The following is a 14469-nucleotide window of genomic DNA, read 5'->3' as shown; positions in this document are numbered from 1 at the left end:
CCGGATCGGCGGGCATAGAGTAGCCAGAGCACCGGACCCTTCCACGTCCGGCGCGGAGACGGGCCATGAACGCGAATTCAAAGTCGTCGGGCATTCATCGACATGCAGCAACCGTAGTCGCCGTGCTGATCGCCGCCGCGGCAGGCGCCACGGAGCCCGAAGCCGTGGAAACGGTGAAGGAAGAGCCCATGCCCGCTGTCTGGAAGTGGCGCGAAGCCGACTTCTTCTACCGCAGCAACGTTGCCATGTATTCCTGCGACGCCATGAAGGCGCGGGTCATTTCGATCCTGCGCGCAGTGGGCGGACGCGATGACATGCAGGTTCGCGTCGACAACTGCGACCCCTTCATGGCCCCGCCGGATCCGCTGACGAACACCTGGCGGAACGTGCCGTCCTCGTCGTCACATCTCAACAACCAGCGCAATCGCGAGCAGATGGTGCACGTCCGCGTGAAGGTGCTGATGCCGGTCGAGATGACACCGGACATCATGGAGGAAATGCAACGCGACAAATCGCGCCGCGACCTCATTTCACGAGTCACCGGCGATCCCGCGGCGAGCCAGAACGATCCCATTATGTTCCATGCACGACGCGAGTCCGTGACGCTCTCGCGCAAGACGATCGGCCTCGACGCCATCGAATGCGAGCTGGTCGATCAGATGGCCTCCAGCATCCTGCCGAAGCTCGATGTGCGGGTCGTCCGCAGGAACATCTCCTGCAGCAGGGACGGCACCTCCCGCATCCCGCCGCAGCTCACTGTCGAAGCGCTGATGGGGGTCACCTACGGCGCAACGGAACTGCCGAAAATCGAGGACGATCCGGCTCCGGCCGCGCCGGAATCGACCGAGACCGAACCGCCGGCCGAACCCCAGGCGGATCCGAAGCCTTCCGGCCTGCGGCCGGTGAGCGCGTTGCAGTAGGCGGCGGTACGCCCCCGCCAGCGGCGGCGTGGCAGCAATGGACGCTACAATGCGGCACGGCAATCATGCCGGGCCGGGATGTCCCCTTAGAACATGCAACGACGGAAACCCAGCAAGGCGCTGGAGAAGGTAGCGCGCGAAGTCTGCGACAGCGACGAGTTCGTCGAACACATCGCCAACATCTCTGCTCTGTATCGACGCGAACATGACCTGGAAGCGGGTCCGCGGCGAGCCGCCGTCCGGCAATCGCTGAAGGCGTTCGAGCGACATGCAACGGCGCTCGGCGACTGGCTGAAGAGCGCCCAGTCAGGCTCGGCCTCGAAACCGGAACGCGATGCGCTGGCAAGCATCGGCAAATCGATGCGTGGCTCGCAGCATGAGGTCGACTCAGCTGCGGACTGGCTCGCGCGCGCTTCCGCTGCCGCCACGCAGACGGTTGCCGCAATGAAGTCCGATCAGAAGAAGAACGGCCGGGTCGCACCGCGAACCGCCGCGGAGGCGCTGCGTGCGACGTTCGAGCATCATCGATTGAAATGGACGACGTCGATCGTGCGTGGCGAGCCTTCCCCGGCGATTCGTCTGCTGTGCGCGATCGCCCGAAGTGCGGGAGACAGCGAGCTCACTGCACCGGACGCCCGGGTCGCGATGCGCCCGAAGACGACATGAGCCAGCAAAGCCAGTTTCGACTGTTCGCGGAGCGCCGCTTCCTGCCGTTCTTCGGAGCGCAGGCGATGGGCGCGTTCAACGACAACGTCTACAAGAACGTGTTGTTGATCCTGGCGACCTACCAGGCCGCGACGTACACCACGCTCGAACCGCAATTGCTCACCAATCTGGCAGGCGGCCTGTTCATCCTGCCATTCGTACTGTTTTCGGGAATCGCCGGGCAGCTCGCGACGCGCTACGACAAGACGACGATCCTCAAGGCGGTGAAGGCGTTCGAGATCCTCATCATGGCCGTTGCCGCGTTCGGCCTCGCGCAACAGCACATCGGCATCCTGCTCACCGCGCTGTTCATGATGGGCGCGCACTCGACGTTTTTCGCGCCCGCCAAGTACGGCCTGCTCCCTGAAGTGCTGCACGAGACGGAGCTCGTCGGCGGCAATGCACTGATCCAGATGGGAACGTTCCTTGCGATCCTGTTGGGCACGCTGTTCGCCGGCGTGCTGGCAAGTCACGGCCACACGGGAACGATCTCCGTTGCGCTGATCGCAATTGCCGTCGCCGGCTTTGCCTTCAGCCTCGCCATTCCGAAGCTCAGGCCCGCCGCGCCCGACATGAAAATCGACTGGCGGCCGTGGACCTCCGCCTGGGACAACATCAATGCGGCCCGCGAATCGCGCACCGTCTTCCTCTCGATCCTCGGGATTTCATGGTTCTGGTTCTACGGCGCACTCGTGCTCGCGCAGTTGCCGGTATTCTCGAAAGACATCCTCGGCGGCAACGAGGAAGTCGTCACCGTCCTGCTGGTGGTGTTCTCCGCGGGAGTCGGCATCGGATCGCTGCTGTGCGAGAAGCTCTCCGGACACAAGGTCGAAATCGGCCTCGTTCCCTTCGGCTCGATCGGACTCACTGCGTTCGCCGTCGATCTCTACTTCGCAACGCCGAACACACTGAGCGCGGAACCGCTCGGACCCAGCGCCTTTCTGCAGCAGCCGGGAACCTGGCGCGTGCTGATGGATCTCGGATTCATCGGCATGTTCGGCGGCTTCTTCATCGTGCCGCTCAATGCTCTCGTGCAACAGCGCTCGCGCCGTGAAGTCCTGTCGCGCGTCATCGGCGCCAACAGCATTCTGAATGCCGCCTTCATGGTGGTCGCCGCGATATTCGGCGCGGTCGCGCTGCAGTCCGGCATGACGATCCCGCAGCTGCTGCTGGCGACCGGCATCCTCAATGCGTTCGTTGCGATCTATATCTACAGCCTGGTGCCCGAGTTTCTGCTGCGCTTCCTGGCATGGCTGCTCGTGAACGTCATGTATCGATCGAAGACCGAAGGGCTGAAGAACATCCCGGAAGACGGCCCTGCCCTTCTGATCTGCAACCACGTGGGCTTCGTGGATGCGATCGTGATCTCGGCCGCTTCGCGTCGGCCGGTGCGCTTCATCATGGAAAGCTCGATCTTCAAGATCCCGGTGCTCAGCACGATCTTCCGGGGCATGAAGGCCATTCCCGTGGCGCCCGCCAAGGAAGATCCTGAGACTTACGAACGCGCCTTCGAGCTCGTCGCGCGTGAACTACGGGATGGACATCTCGTCTGCATCTTTCCGGAAGGCCGCCTCACGTCGGATGGCGAGATCGGTCCGTTCCGCCCCGGCATGATGCGCATCCTGAAAGAAACGCCGGTGCCCATCGTTCCGATGGCGCTGAGCGGCCTCTGGAACTCGATGTTCTCCCGCAAGTACGGCCCGATGTGGAATCGCTGGCCGAGGCGCGTCTGGGCGAGGATCACTTTGCGTGTGGGTGAGCCACTCGATCCTGCGACCGCGGATCTCGATCTGATGCGCGCACGAGTCGTCGCGCTGCGCGGGCCCGAGCAATAGAGTCCTGTCCGGTTACTGCCGGCGCCGGCTCTGCGCCTGCCAGTAGCGGATCATCACGAATCCCGTCGCCATGCCGCCCAAGTGGGCGAAGTGCGCAACACCTTGCGACGTCTGCGTGACGCCGAGCACCAGTTCCATGATTCCGTAGAGCGTGACGAACAGCCACGCGGGCATCGGGATGGGAATCGGGATCAGGATCAGCTTGCGCGTCGGGAACGCCATACCGAAGGCGAGCAGGATGCCGAACACGCCGCCGGATGCGCCTACGACCGGACCCGGCGGCAGATTTGCGTAGCTCACGACGATCAGATGCATGGCCGCCGCGCCGACGACGCTGGTGAGGTAGTAGATCAGGAATCGCCGCGGCCCGAAGATCCGCTCGATGTCCGAGCCGAACATGAACAGCGCGAACATGTTGAAGAAAAGATGCATGAAGCTGCCATGGAGAAATCCATACGTCAGCAACTGCCAAACCTGGAATGGCGGACCACCCAATCGCTCGACCTGAGGCGGCCACAGCGCGAACTGAATCTCGATCACGGCGCCCAGCAGATACTGCAGGCCGAAAACGACGATATTGACGAGGATGAGCGCTTTATTGACGGGCGTAATGCGATCGGGCATCCCCGGAGTATGCCCAAAAAAATGCCCGCTCGGGGAGCGGGCAATGGGGGTTTCAAGGAAACAGCGGGAACAGAAAACGCTATGCCGCGTGTGCCTGCGACACGTGATACGGGCGATACGGCAGGCCGAGATCGCGCGCAACTGCTTCGTGCGTGATCGTGCCTTCGAACACATTGAGACCATTGAGCAGGTGCGGATCGAGTGCCAGCGCCTTCTGCGTACCATGAGCTGCGAGAGCCTTCACGTACGGCAACGTCGCGTTGGTCAGAGCGAACGTCGACGTGCGCGGCACCGCGCCCGGCATATTCGTAACGCAGTAGTGCACGACACCTTCTTCCACGAAAGTCGGTTCGGCGTGCGTGGTCGGACGGCTCGTCTCGAAGCAACCGCCCTGGTCGATCGAAATATCGACCATGACCGCGCCCTTCTTCATCTTGCCGACCATCGCGCGGGTCACGAGCTTCGGAGCAGCAGCGCCAGCGACGAGCACTGCACCGACAACGAGATCTGCCTGGGTGACCAGCGACTCGATCGCTTCGGCGGTCGAAGCAACTGTCTTCAGCTTGCCGCCAAAGATCGCATCGAGCTGACGCAGACGCTTGAGCGACTTGTCGACGATCGTCACATCGGCGCGCATGCCGACCGCGATCTCCGCGGAGCAGGTACCGGAAACGCCGCCGCCGAGAATCACGATCTTTGCGGGTGCGACGCCGGGCACACCGCCGAGCAATACACCCAATCCGCCATTCGCCTTCTGCAACGATGCAGCACCGACCTGCACGGACATGCGGCCTGCGACTTCGCTCATGGGCGTGAGCAGCGGCAGCGAACCATCAGCTGAGGTCACCGTTTCGTACGCGATCGCAGTCGCGCCCGAAGCCATCAACGCTTTCGCCTGCGCCGAATCCGCGGCGAGGTGGAGATACGTAAACAGCGTCTGTCCACGACGCAGCATCTTGCACTCGGCGAGCTGCGGCTCTTTCACTTTCACGACCAGGTCCGCCGCAGCGAAGACATCAGCGGCAGTCGCCACGATCTTCGCACCCGCTGCCTGATAAGCAGCGTCAGTCACATCGATACCGGCACCCGCCGTGCTCTGAATCAGAACTTCGTGCCCTGCTTCGACCAGCTCGCGCACGCCGGCCGGGACGAGACCCACGCGGTATTCATGATTCTTGATCTCTTTGGGAACGCCGATACGCATGCGGATCCTCGGGGTGACGATGAGTGCCACCACAGTAAAAGCCGCAGCGCGGGGGAAACTTGCACAATTCAGTTCAAACCCGAGGTTTTGTGGCAGAATCTTCGATCAATCGACCGGAAAGTGAAGGATTCTTGCGTATGAGCCTCGACCGCTTCGATCGCGCCATCCTGCAGGCGCTGCAACTCGATGGCCGCATCACGAACAGCCTGCTTGCGGAGCGGGTGAACCTTTCGGAGTCGGCGTGCCTGCGGCGGATTCGCGCACTGGAAGAATCCGGCCTCATCGAAGGCTACACGGCACGCATCAATCAGCAGCGCGCGGGCTGCCCGGTGAATGTGTTCGTGAATATAACGCTCGACCGCCAGGACGAAGTCGATCTGCGCAAGTTCGAAGAGGCCGTGCGCAAGATTCCCGAAGTGATGGAGTGCTACCTGATGACGGGCGACTACGATTACACCGTGCGCGTCGTCGTCGCGGACACCGCCGACTTCGAGCGAGTGCACAGCAAGCATCTCACCCGACTGCCGGCAGTCGCGCGAATCCATTCGAGCTTTGCGTTGCGGACGGTGCAGAAGTCGAAGGAGCTGCCGATCCGGTGACGGAGGGCGGTTAGCGCTCCGTCATCCCCGCGAACGCGGGGATCCATCTGAAGGCTCGAAAGGCATGGATTCCCGCTTTCGCGGGAATGACAGTGATCTCATTCTTCCGGAGCGACGGTTACCTTGATGCCGTCGAGGTCCTCGGTGAACGGGACCTGGCAGGACAAACGGGACGCGCCTTGTTTGTACGTCGAGAGGATCGAGACGAGTTCGCGTTCGTCGTACTGCATCTCAGCGAGCTTGCCGATCCAGGCGGGATCGACGTAGACATGGCATGTCGCGCAGGAGCAGAAGCCGCCGCAGCTTGCTGCTACGCCGAACTCGTATTCCCGCAGCACCTCCATGAGCTTGCTGCCCGCGGGAGCTTCGACCGTGTGTTCCTCGCCGTAGATATCGGTGACGTGAATGCTGGGCATGGGCTATTGCAACTCTCTGACGGCGGTCCACAGATCGCGAACGTAATCGAACAGCCAACAGCACAGCTCGAGTCGGTTCCAGAGATCGTCCTCGTAACGGACTGCATAGCGTCGCAGCAGCCGTTCGCGCTGTTCGCGGCGATATGCATGATAGACGCAGATCGAAGCGAGATCGAACAGCCGTTGGCCGAGTCCGGCGTACTCCCAATCGATCAGCCGCAGCGTACCTCCGTCGAGGATATTGAGCGCGTGAACGTCGTTGTGGCATAGGGACGTATTTGCGTCGGACTGCAATGTCGCTGCGATCTGCAGCGCCCTCTCGCGAAGCTCCTTCGTACCGGCGGTGACGGCGGCGCCCCGCTCATCGAGCGTTCGCAGATAACCGCGCACAACGGAATGCAGGTCGACGACATGAATATCGTCAGGCGGCCGCAGCGAATGCAGGCGCCATAGCAGGTCCGCGATGCGATCGATGTTCTGGGGCTCGAAGGCCTGCGCAGGCTCCCATGTCTTGCCGGCGTAGCGGGTGATGAGCAGATGAGCAGATGGGTCGCATCGAACGACTTCCGGCCCGATGCCCGCTGCCGCGACAGCTTCAAGAATGCGGGCCTCGCTCGCACGATTGATCTGCAGCGATTCTTCCGAGGTGTTGCTGAGCCGGACGACGTACGAACCGGCCACGGTGCGAATCAGCCAGCTCTCGTTGGTCAACCCATGCTTGATGCGTTGAACGCTCTCGATCCGGCTCGCATCGATACTGGCAAGGGCGGCGGTCGCTTCAGCTTGCGACATGATGGACTGGCACGGTGCTCTCCGCGGCTCGTTGAACGAGAAGTTCGCGACGCCAGGCGAAATAACCGCGGATCACGATTCCCAGGTAAATGATGAACAGGACAGTCGTCCACAACAGACCCTGGGAGAAATACAGCCACGCCGCGACGCCGTCAACGACGATCCAGTAGAGCCAGTTCTCGATGACCCGTCGCGCCACCATCCACGTCGTAACGACGCTGCCCCACGTCACGAACGAGTCGACATAAGGTGCCGCGGCATCGGTTTTCGCGAGGAGCCACCCGTTCACCAGCGTGGCAATCACAACCAGCACGGCAGCGAGGAGATGGTGCCGCCAGGTCCATTCCCGAATCAGGACTTCGCCCTGGTCGCTGCGCCCTCGCCGCCACTCGACGAAGCCGACCACCGCCATGACGAGATAAAACACCTGCAGCACCGACTGCATGTACAGCGAGGCCTTCGCGAAGATGACGAGATAGACGGCGGTGCTTACAAAGGCGCAGAGCCAGCACAGCAGATTGCGCCGAACCGCCAGAAGCAGATACGCGAGGCCGACGGCGGCGCCGAAGAGCTCCCAGCGGCTCGTGGCGGCGAATTGGGCGAGGAGGTCGGACATTGAGCTACCCCGCTCCGCCTCCCAGTACCTTCATCACAAACACCTTGCGCCCCGCCTCCGCGAACGTCGTCGCCGTTTCTTTGCCGAGAATTTCAAACAGACGCGCGTGCTCGCCGGCGATCTGCGTGCTCATCGCATTCGTCGTCACCTGCAGCTCCGGATAGGTGTTGAGACGATCGATGAACGCCTTGATGGGCGGGATGTAGTCGGCATCGAGCGGATAGAGACTGATTTCGATTGCGGTGCGCATGAACGAACTCCGAAGAGGGCTACTGAAGGGACCACTTCACGGTCAGGCCGACCTGACGCGGGTCGCCGAGCTGGATGTATCGCTTGTCCTCGAAGTTCGGCGGCTCGTTGCCGAAGTAGAAGCCACGGACGGCGTAGTCCTCGTCGAACACGTTGCGACTCCAGAGATAGACGGCCCAGGTTTCTGACTCGTAGCCGGCCTTCAAGTGAGTGAGCGAGTAAGCATCCGCGCGCTGGTTGTTGGGCGGCACGTCGAAGTAGTAGTCGTCGATCGCGGCGAAATCGACACGCGCCATCCAGCCCAGCGGCGAGCGCCACGTTGCGTTCAGGCCCAGCTGATACTCAGGCGCGTGAGCCTGATCGCGATCGCTGACATCTTCGCCTTCGGGCCGGAAACCGCTGTAGCGCGTGTAAAGCAGACCGAGCGAGCCGCCGAGCTCGATCTGCCGTGTCGCATGCCAGCGCACACTCGCCTCGAGACCCGTGTTTCGTCCGCCGGAGGCGTTGTCCGTGAAGAACAGGTAGCTGTTCGGATCGCCGATCGGATCGAGCTGGAAGCCGGTTGCGACCTGCATGTCTTCCCGCTTCATATAGAAGGCGGTGATATCCGCGTAGAGGCGTCGCTCGAACCACTCGCCCTTGGCGCCGACATCGATGCTCCACAGGTACTCGGGCTCGAACCGCTCCTGAATCGTTGCGGCGCGACCAAGATTGAAGCCGCCGGCCTTGTAGCCTCGCGACAGCGTCGCAAACAAACGCGTGTTCTGCTGCGGATCGAAGTGCACTGTCGCCTGCCCGCCCCACATGCGATCGGTCTCGCGAGCATCGGTTTCCCGGACGTCGCCGCCCTGCAATCCATTGTCGCGGTAGTGGGCATCGCGCTCTTCGGCACGCAAGCCGAACGACCAGCCCCAGCGCTCGTCGAACGCGCCTTCGATCTGGCCGAACATCGCGACGTTGCGCGCGTCGTACCGGCTCGCCAGCGAATCGTCGGACGAGCCCGAGTATTCCGGCGTAAAGGGATCGATGTATTCGCCGACGCTGATCTCGTCGATGCGCTCGTCCAGATCCAGCGTGTACGCTCCGACGAGCCATTCGATCCCTGCCGACTCCGGCGACGCGAGGCGCACTTCGAAACTGCGCGCGCGCCGCGAGCTCAGCGCTTCATAGAAATAGTCGTAGGTGAAAGGCGCCCAACTGTCCGCGTTGCCCCAGTCGCCATCGAAGCTGTATTCGCCATCCGAGTCGGACAGCGCGGCGATCATCGTCAGCGAGCCGAGCGAACCCGCTGAAGTTTCGACCCGCAGCGAACCGCCATCGGCCTTCTGCGCATCCTTGCCTGGGCGGTCAGCGAGCGAGCGGCGCGAGTTGTCGATCGACCAGGCATCGTAGCCGTTATCGATGTCCGCATGCAGCCATGTGAGATCGACGGTCGTCGTTTCGGAAGGCTGCCAGCGCCACTTGGCCCGTGCGGTGAGCTCGTCGCGACCGTTCGTGTCATCGCGCCCGAGGTAAGGATCGGAACGGAACCCGTCGCTGCGATAGCGCTGCACGCCGACGCGCCAGGATGAGTCCAATGCATCGGCCGGTCCGGTCGCCACTGCGCCGAGCGATTCGCTGTTGTAGTCGCCCATCGACGCTTCGGTGCTGAAGCCAAACTCGGACTGCGGATCGGCGCTGCGCACGACGATGAGACCTGCGAGAGCGTTGGCGCCATAGAGCATGCCTTGCGGACCGCGCAGCACCTCGATGCGATCGACATCGAACAATGTCGCCGGCATGCCGATGCCGCTGAAATCGATGCCATCGATCAGGAAGCCGACGGAAGGATTGGGCGCGCCCTCGTACTGCTCGCGCTCGCCGATTCCACGCAACTGGAAGTAGCGGGGCCGCGATGTCCCGCCGGCCCAATGCAGGTTCGGCACCGACGTCAGAACGTCTTCGAAGTGCTGTTGGCCCGCATCGCGCAGTTGCTGCTGATCGAGCACCGTGATGCTGACCGGCACCTCCACCAGCGCCTGCTTGCGCAGCGTCGAGGTCACGACGACCTCTTCCAGCACGTCATCCGCGGCAGCGAATGCATTCGCAGCCAGCACCAACGACACCGCCATTCCCAACATACGCGCACGCATCATCCGGTTCTCCTGAAGCGAAGATCCGGCCAAGGCGAGGGGAGCAGTGAGAAACGAGCGCGATGCAAAAAGAAATGCATCGCATGACCTGCTCCCTACGCCGGTATTAACCGGATCAGGTTCAACGGGTCCACCGATGAGCGACCATCCCAATGACACGTCGCGTTCGGCATCTCAGGCCCAAGTCAGGGCCACCCCAAGGCGGCCGCGAGTATAGCCGCGCATCGCAGCCATTGATAGCGCGCCCCGCCAGAATGCCCTTCCCGCTTGCTCTTCTTTGTAAGTTCCGCCATAACGCCCGAAGGGGGACACCATCCTTTTCGTTCTTATCTGAGGCTCCAGGTTCCTATGTCGAATCGTCGCTGTCGGCTGTTCCATGTCGACGCATTCACGCGTCAGCGCTTCTGCGGCAATCCCGCGATCGTCGTGCTCGACGCGGATCACCTGTCCGAAGAGGAGATGCAGACCATCGCCACGGAGGTGAATTGCGAAACCGGCTTCGTGCTCGAAGCGGAGAGCAGCGATCACGACATGCAGGTCCGCTACTTCACGCCGCGTCATCCGGCTTCGTTCGTCGGCCATGTGACGATCGCGGCGCAATACGTGCGTGCAAAAGTCGACGGCAAACCGACCGGCAAGCTGCGCCAGCGCACCGGCGCCGGCGTGGTCGAAGTGGAGGTCGCGGAAATCCAGGGTGACTTGCGCGTGTCGATCGGCCAGAGCCCGCCGTCCCTCGGTCCGGTGATCCCCGACCATCATCGACGCCAGGTTCTCGATGCGCTCGGCATCTCGAGCCCCAGCCTGCACAACGACTGCCCGCTGCAGATCCTCACCAAGGGCACGTCGCGGCTGCTGATCGGATTGCGTTCACCCGAACTGCTCGACTCGCTGAAACCCGACTTCGAAGAGCTCACGCGCCTCACACCGCATGTCGGCGCCGAGGGGTATTTCGTGTTCGCGCTCAGCCCGACTTCGGAAGGCGACGGCACGGAATCGCGCATGTTCTGCCCGGCGCTCGGCATTCCCGAAGATCCGGTCAGCGGCAATGCGCACGGCATGCTCGGCGTGTATCTCGTCAATCACGGCCTGCTGCAGCCGAAGAACGGCAACGTCGTTTTCCGCGGTCAGCAGGGACAGTGGGTGCGCCGGCCAGGCGTCGTCGACGTGGAAGTCGAATCGTCAGGCAAGGTGGCTCAGAGCGTGCGCATCACGGGCGATGCGGTGATCGTTTACGAGGCGGAAGTCAAAGTCTGAGCGATTGCTCCGTCTTCCCGCCTTTGCCGATCTTCAGCACATGATTCACGGCCGGCACGATGTCATTCGCATCGTGCACGGCCATGACGATCTGCGTTCCTGACTCCGCGACACGCTGGATCAGTTCGAGCACGTGCTCACGAACGTCGCCGTCCAACCCCGTGCACGGTTCATCGAGGAGCAACATCTCCGGCTCGCCGATCATCGCGCGCGCAAACAAAGCCAGCCGCATCTGTCCGTAGGAAACCTGGCGCGGGCCGCGCGAACGCAATCGTTCGATGCCGAAGTACTTCAGCCATCGTGAGGCAGCGGCATGATCGGCGCGTGTCGCAGCCTCGTTCAGGCCGATGCTGGAATAGCGCCCCGAAATGACGATTTCCTCGATCGACCTCGCCGCGAAGTAATTCGCCTGCAGTTCCGGCGACACCCAACCCACCCGCTGCTTCCATTGTTCGATGCGCGTGCCTCGCGGCATGCGATCGCGTTCGATCGTGCCGCCTAGCGCGGGATGCAAGTCGCCGTAGATCAGGTTCAGCAGCGTCGACTTGCCCGAACCGTTCGCGCCGAGCACTGCCCAGTTCTCGCCGCGGTGCAACGTCCAGTTCAGATCGCGGATGACCGGGCGGTAGTCGCGAAAAAGCTTCGCATTGCGGATGCGGACGAGCCACGGCCCTTCGCGGTCGGGCCGCACCTTCGCAGACGCCGCTCGCCTTCCGGCGCTTCTGCGTGTCGCCGGCGAGGATGGCCTCTGCGAGTGATGCTTCGTCGCTCCAGTCGAGACGATCTTGCCGCCCGCAATTCGCGCCAGATGCGTCACGTTCTTCGGCAACTCTTCCGGGCGATGCGAGGTAATGACCCAGTCATGGCCATCGCGGGGCTGTTCGAGCGCACGACGCAGCTTTTTCTTCGCTCGAACGTCGAGTCCGTTGAAGACTTCATCGAGCAGCAGCACGCGCGCCGGCGACGCGAACGCACGCGCAACGAGCGTGAGACGGCGCTGCCCGTACGACAGCGAAAGAATGTGTCGATTGCGCAGGCCCCACACACCGAAGCGCCGCAGAACGCGATCCACTTTGCCGCGCTGACTGGCCGTCGGCCGCGTGAGCGGAATGTCTTCGTCGAAAAGCCCGGTGGTCACGACTTGCGTGACGGTGAGATTCCAGTCGTACCGAACGTACTTGTCCTGCCGCTCAGGCCCTACGTACGCAATGTGTTCCTTCATCCCGGCAGGCTGGCGACTCGTCTCACCGCCGAGACGATAGATGCGTTCCTCTGCGCCGGTCGGCGTCGGCCAGATATCGCCGCGAAGCATCTTGAGCAGCATCGACTTGCCCGAGCCATTCGGCCCGAGCAACGCCCAGCGCTCACCGCGCCGTAGCGCGAAGCTCACATCGTCGAGGACGACGTGATCGTCGAGCACCAGCGAACACTGACGCAGCTCGATCAGCGGCAGGGAATCATTCTTTGCAATCCGCGAGCCGCCGCGCCGGCGGCGCTTCATGCCCCGGCCGTCCAGGTATCGCCTTCCCTTCTCACGCGGCCGTCTTCTTCCAGCTTCAGCAGATGCGCGAGCAGAGAAGAGCTAGCGAGCTGGTGCAGCCGAGGATCGACGTCGTCGTACACGTTCGCGACGAGCGTATCGATCGATGAGCGAGGCGCATCGGACAATCGACTATAGACCTTTGCTTCTCGCGCCAGTCGATGCGCGATGATGCGTGCGATCTCGGCCTGTGCATCTTCGATCGTCGATCCGTGACCGGGCGCAAGCCGCGTCACCGGCTCGCGCTGCAAGCGACGCAGCGATCGCAGGTACTGGCCCATGTCGCCATCCGGCGGAGCGATCACGACCGTCGAGCCCTGCATCAGATGATCGCCGGTGAACAGCAGGCCGGTTTCGTCGAGCAGGAAACAAAGGTGGTTCGACGCGTGACCCGGCGTGTGCATCGCACGGACGCGAAGGCCATCGACGTCGATCTCGGCGCCATCGTCGAGCGTGCGTGTCGGCGTGAACGTGGTGTCCTGCCGGCCGTCATCGGGCGGCGAGCGACCGAGCAGTTCGGCGCCCGTCGCCTCGGCAAGCGCCATCGCGCCCGGCGAATGATCGCGATGCGTATGCGTGACCAGAACGGCTGCAATGCTGCGTCCGGTTTCAGCGAGGATTCTTTCGATGTGAGCTCGATCCGCGGGGCCCGGATCGACGACCAGGAAGCGCTCTCGCCCGAGCAGATAGGTGTTGGTGCCCGGCCCGGTCATGAAGCTCGGGTTATTGGCGACGAGCCTGCGAACCCCGGGGGCGATCACGTCGAGCTGCCCCGACACGAGCGAAACCATAACTCACACCGTCACGAACAAAGGACGGTGAGCATACTGATAGAGCCGAGCTCAATGCCATCGGTCGGGAAAGAAACTTCGCTTTGCGCGCCGCCGGCGCCCAGAACGTAGAGCAGCGGCAGGTAGTGCTCTGGTGTCGGTACTGCCAGTCGGGCGTCCTCACCGAGTTGCTCGTAGTCGATTGCGAACTGGTGGTCGCCACGGGCCAGCGCCTCCCGGATTCCGTCATTGAACGTCGTCGCCCACGGCCATCCAGCCGCGGACGGATTCCACTGAATCCGCCGCAGGTTGTGCACGACATTGCCGCTGCCGAAGATGAGCACGCCTTCGTCACGCAATGCAGCGAGCTGCGCACCGAGCTCGTAGTGAGCGGCGTTCGACAGGGTCGCGTCGATGCTCAACTGGACGACGGGAATATCCGCCTGGGGATAGACGTGAGTCAGGACAGACCAGGTGCCGTGATCGAGGCCCCACTGCTGATCCGCTGCCACCGGCACTGGCCCCAGCAATTCCTGGACACGCGACGCCAGCGCCGGACTTCCTGGGGCGGCATAGCGTTGCGCGAACAGCTCGGATGGGAAGCCGTAGAAATCATGAATGGTGCGCGGCTGCGTCATTGCAGTCACCGCAGTGCCGTTCGCGTACCAGTGCGCCGAAATCGCGAGGATCGCTTTGGGTTTCGGCAATGATTCACCCAGAGCACGCCACGCGCTGGTATGCGTGTTGAGTTCGACCGCATTCATGGGGCTGCCGTGCCCGATGAACACCGTGGGCATTCGGGAAGTCATGGTG

The 14469-nt window shown here is 62.8% G+C and carries 15 protein-coding genes and 1 riboswitch; of the genes, 5 read left to right on the top strand and 10 right to left on the bottom strand.

Translation table 11 applies throughout. The features are described from left to right. Window positions 1–65 precede the first annotated feature (65 nt). The 3 genes from HNQ60_RS12400 to HNQ60_RS12390 all read left to right on the top strand — a co-directional run bounded on the left by HNQ60_RS12400 (window position 66) and on the right by HNQ60_RS12390 (window position 3460). The gene (locus HNQ60_RS12400; RefSeq protein WP_184332210.1) at window positions 66–920 is read left to right on the top strand and encodes a hypothetical protein; all 855 of its coding nucleotides are present in this window, start codon (window positions 66–68) and stop codon (window positions 918–920) included. A gap of 93 nt (window positions 921–1013) precedes the next feature. Further along, a complete protein-coding gene (locus HNQ60_RS12395) occupies window positions 1014–1586 on the top strand; it encodes a hypothetical protein (protein ID WP_184332208.1) in 573 nt (190 codons plus the stop codon). After that, window positions 1583–3460, top strand: coding sequence for an MFS transporter (locus HNQ60_RS12390; RefSeq protein ID WP_184332206.1), 1878 nt, complete (start codon window positions 1583–1585; stop codon window positions 3458–3460). Before HNQ60_RS12395 ends, HNQ60_RS12390 begins: the two co-directional genes overlap by 4 nt. Window positions 3461–3472: 12 nt before the next feature. Here HNQ60_RS12390 and HNQ60_RS12385 read toward each other — a convergent pair whose 3' ends face one another. Further along, entirely contained in the window at window positions 3473–4084 is a 612-nt protein-coding gene (locus HNQ60_RS12385) for a rhomboid family intramembrane serine protease (RefSeq protein ID WP_184332204.1), read from the bottom strand. 79 nt (window positions 4085–4163) lie between these two features. After that, a complete protein-coding gene (ald, locus tag HNQ60_RS12380; protein ID WP_184332202.1) occupies window positions 4164–5288 on the bottom strand; it encodes an alanine dehydrogenase in 1125 nt (374 codons plus the stop codon). Window positions 5289–5425: 137 nt separating this feature from the next. On the opposite strand from ald, the gene HNQ60_RS12375 reads away from it, so the two are divergent. Continuing rightward, complete coding sequence (locus tag HNQ60_RS12375) at window positions 5426–5887, top strand: Lrp/AsnC family transcriptional regulator (RefSeq protein WP_184332200.1); 462 nt, start codon at window positions 5426–5428, stop codon at window positions 5885–5887. Between the two features lie 98 nt (window positions 5888–5985). Here the strand turns inward: HNQ60_RS12375 and HNQ60_RS12370 are convergent, their stop codons facing one another. The 5 genes from HNQ60_RS12370 to HNQ60_RS12350 are packed head-to-tail and all read right to left on the bottom strand — an operon-like array spanning window position 5986 to window position 10095. After that, complete coding sequence (locus HNQ60_RS12370; protein WP_184332198.1) at window positions 5986–6303, bottom strand: 2Fe-2S iron-sulfur cluster-binding protein; 318 nt, start codon at window positions 6301–6303, stop codon at window positions 5986–5988. A 3-nt stretch (window positions 6304–6306) separates the two neighbouring features. Continuing rightward, on the bottom strand, window positions 6307–7095 hold the full coding sequence (locus HNQ60_RS12365; protein WP_184332196.1) for a choline/ethanolamine kinase family protein: 789 nt from the start codon (window positions 7093–7095) through the stop codon (window positions 6307–6309). Next, a complete protein-coding gene (pnuC, locus tag HNQ60_RS12360; RefSeq protein WP_184332194.1) occupies window positions 7082–7711 on the bottom strand; it encodes a nicotinamide riboside transporter PnuC in 630 nt (209 codons plus the stop codon). The genes HNQ60_RS12365 and pnuC overlap by 14 nt, the downstream gene beginning before the upstream one ends. A gap of 4 nt (window positions 7712–7715) precedes the next feature. Continuing rightward, window positions 7716–7961 (bottom strand): YkoF family thiamine/hydroxymethylpyrimidine-binding protein, encoded by a 246-nt coding sequence (locus HNQ60_RS12355; protein ID WP_184332192.1) that lies wholly within the window; start codon window positions 7959–7961, stop codon window positions 7716–7718. Between the two features lie 19 nt (window positions 7962–7980). After that, the gene (locus HNQ60_RS12350; RefSeq protein ID WP_221304169.1) at window positions 7981–10095 is read right to left on the bottom strand and encodes a TonB-dependent receptor; all 2115 of its coding nucleotides are present in this window, start codon (window positions 10093–10095) and stop codon (window positions 7981–7983) included. Between the two features lie 70 nt (window positions 10096–10165). Then, window positions 10166–10301, bottom strand: a riboswitch (TPP riboswitch). Between the two features lie 139 nt (window positions 10302–10440). Here HNQ60_RS12350 and HNQ60_RS12345 point away from each other — a divergent pair. Continuing rightward, window positions 10441–11346 (top strand): PhzF family phenazine biosynthesis isomerase, encoded by a 906-nt coding sequence (locus tag HNQ60_RS12345; RefSeq protein WP_184332188.1) that lies wholly within the window; start codon window positions 10441–10443, stop codon window positions 11344–11346. Here the strand turns inward: HNQ60_RS12345 and HNQ60_RS12340 are convergent. From HNQ60_RS12340 to ygiD, 3 genes are read right to left on the bottom strand one after another with little or no spacing between them, the layout of a single operon-like run. Further along, on the bottom strand, window positions 11336–12847 hold the full coding sequence (locus HNQ60_RS12340; protein WP_184332187.1) for an ATP-binding cassette domain-containing protein: 1512 nt from the start codon (window positions 12845–12847) through the stop codon (window positions 11336–11338). The two genes, HNQ60_RS12345 and HNQ60_RS12340, sit on opposite strands and share 11 nt — an antisense overlap. Beyond that, the gene (locus HNQ60_RS12335; RefSeq protein ID WP_184332185.1) at window positions 12844–13677 is read right to left on the bottom strand and encodes an MBL fold metallo-hydrolase; all 834 of its coding nucleotides are present in this window, start codon (window positions 13675–13677) and stop codon (window positions 12844–12846) included. The genes HNQ60_RS12340 and HNQ60_RS12335 overlap by 4 nt, the downstream gene beginning before the upstream one ends. 11 nt (window positions 13678–13688) lie before the next feature. Beyond that, window positions 13689–14465, bottom strand: coding sequence for a 4,5-DOPA-extradiol-dioxygenase (gene ygiD, locus HNQ60_RS12330; protein ID WP_221304168.1), 777 nt, complete (start codon window positions 14463–14465; stop codon window positions 13689–13691). Window positions 14466–14469: the final 4 nt, after the last annotated feature.

Source organism: Povalibacter uvarum, from assembly GCF_014202975.1.
In the GTDB taxonomy this organism is placed as follows: Bacteria; Pseudomonadota; Gammaproteobacteria; order Steroidobacterales; family Steroidobacteraceae; genus Steroidobacter; species Steroidobacter uvarum.
Note: the sequence above shows the minus strand (reverse complement) of the source record. Positions and strands in the feature narration are given on the sequence as shown.

Excerpts from the sequence above, each read along its gene's own strand:
- HNQ60_RS12375 (WP_184332200.1), top strand. The coding sequence starts at position 5,426 with ATGAGCCTCGACCGCTTCGATCGCGCCATCCTGCAGGCGCTGCAACTC.
- HNQ60_RS12370 (WP_184332198.1), bottom strand. The coding sequence starts at position 6,303 with ATGCCCAGCATTCACGTCACCGATATCTACGGCGAGGAACACACGGTC.
- HNQ60_RS12390 (WP_184332206.1), top strand. The coding sequence starts at position 1,583 with ATGAGCCAGCAAAGCCAGTTTCGACTGTTCGCGGAGCGCCGCTTCCTG.
- HNQ60_RS12355 (WP_184332192.1), bottom strand. The coding sequence starts at position 7,961 with ATGCGCACCGCAATCGAAATCAGTCTCTATCCGCTCGATGCCGACTAC.
- HNQ60_RS12365 (WP_184332196.1), bottom strand. The coding sequence starts at position 7,095 with ATGTCGCAAGCTGAAGCGACCGCCGCCCTTGCCAGTATCGATGCGAGC.
- HNQ60_RS12385 (WP_184332204.1), bottom strand. The coding sequence starts at position 4,084 with ATGCCCGATCGCATTACGCCCGTCAATAAAGCGCTCATCCTCGTCAAT.
- ygiD (WP_221304168.1), bottom strand. The coding sequence starts at position 14,465 with ATGACTTCCCGAATGCCCACGGTGTTCATCGGGCACGGCAGCCCCATG.
- HNQ60_RS12340 (WP_184332187.1), bottom strand. The coding sequence starts at position 12,847 with ATGAAGCGCCGCCGGCGCGGCGGCTCGCGGATTGCAAAGAATGATTCC.
- HNQ60_RS12335 (WP_184332185.1), bottom strand. The coding sequence starts at position 13,677 with ATGGTTTCGCTCGTGTCGGGGCAGCTCGACGTGATCGCCCCCGGGGTT.
- HNQ60_RS12345 (WP_184332188.1), top strand. The coding sequence starts at position 10,441 with ATGTCGAATCGTCGCTGTCGGCTGTTCCATGTCGACGCATTCACGCGT.
- HNQ60_RS12400 (WP_184332210.1), top strand. The coding sequence starts at position 66 with ATGAACGCGAATTCAAAGTCGTCGGGCATTCATCGACATGCAGCAACC.
- pnuC (WP_184332194.1), bottom strand. The coding sequence starts at position 7,711 with ATGTCCGACCTCCTCGCCCAATTCGCCGCCACGAGCCGCTGGGAGCTC.
- ald (WP_184332202.1), bottom strand. The coding sequence starts at position 5,288 with ATGCGTATCGGCGTTCCCAAAGAGATCAAGAATCATGAATACCGCGTG.
- HNQ60_RS12395 (WP_184332208.1), top strand. The coding sequence starts at position 1,014 with ATGCAACGACGGAAACCCAGCAAGGCGCTGGAGAAGGTAGCGCGCGAA.
- HNQ60_RS12350 (WP_221304169.1), bottom strand. The coding sequence starts at position 10,095 with ATGATGCGTGCGCGTATGTTGGGAATGGCGGTGTCGTTGGTGCTGGCT.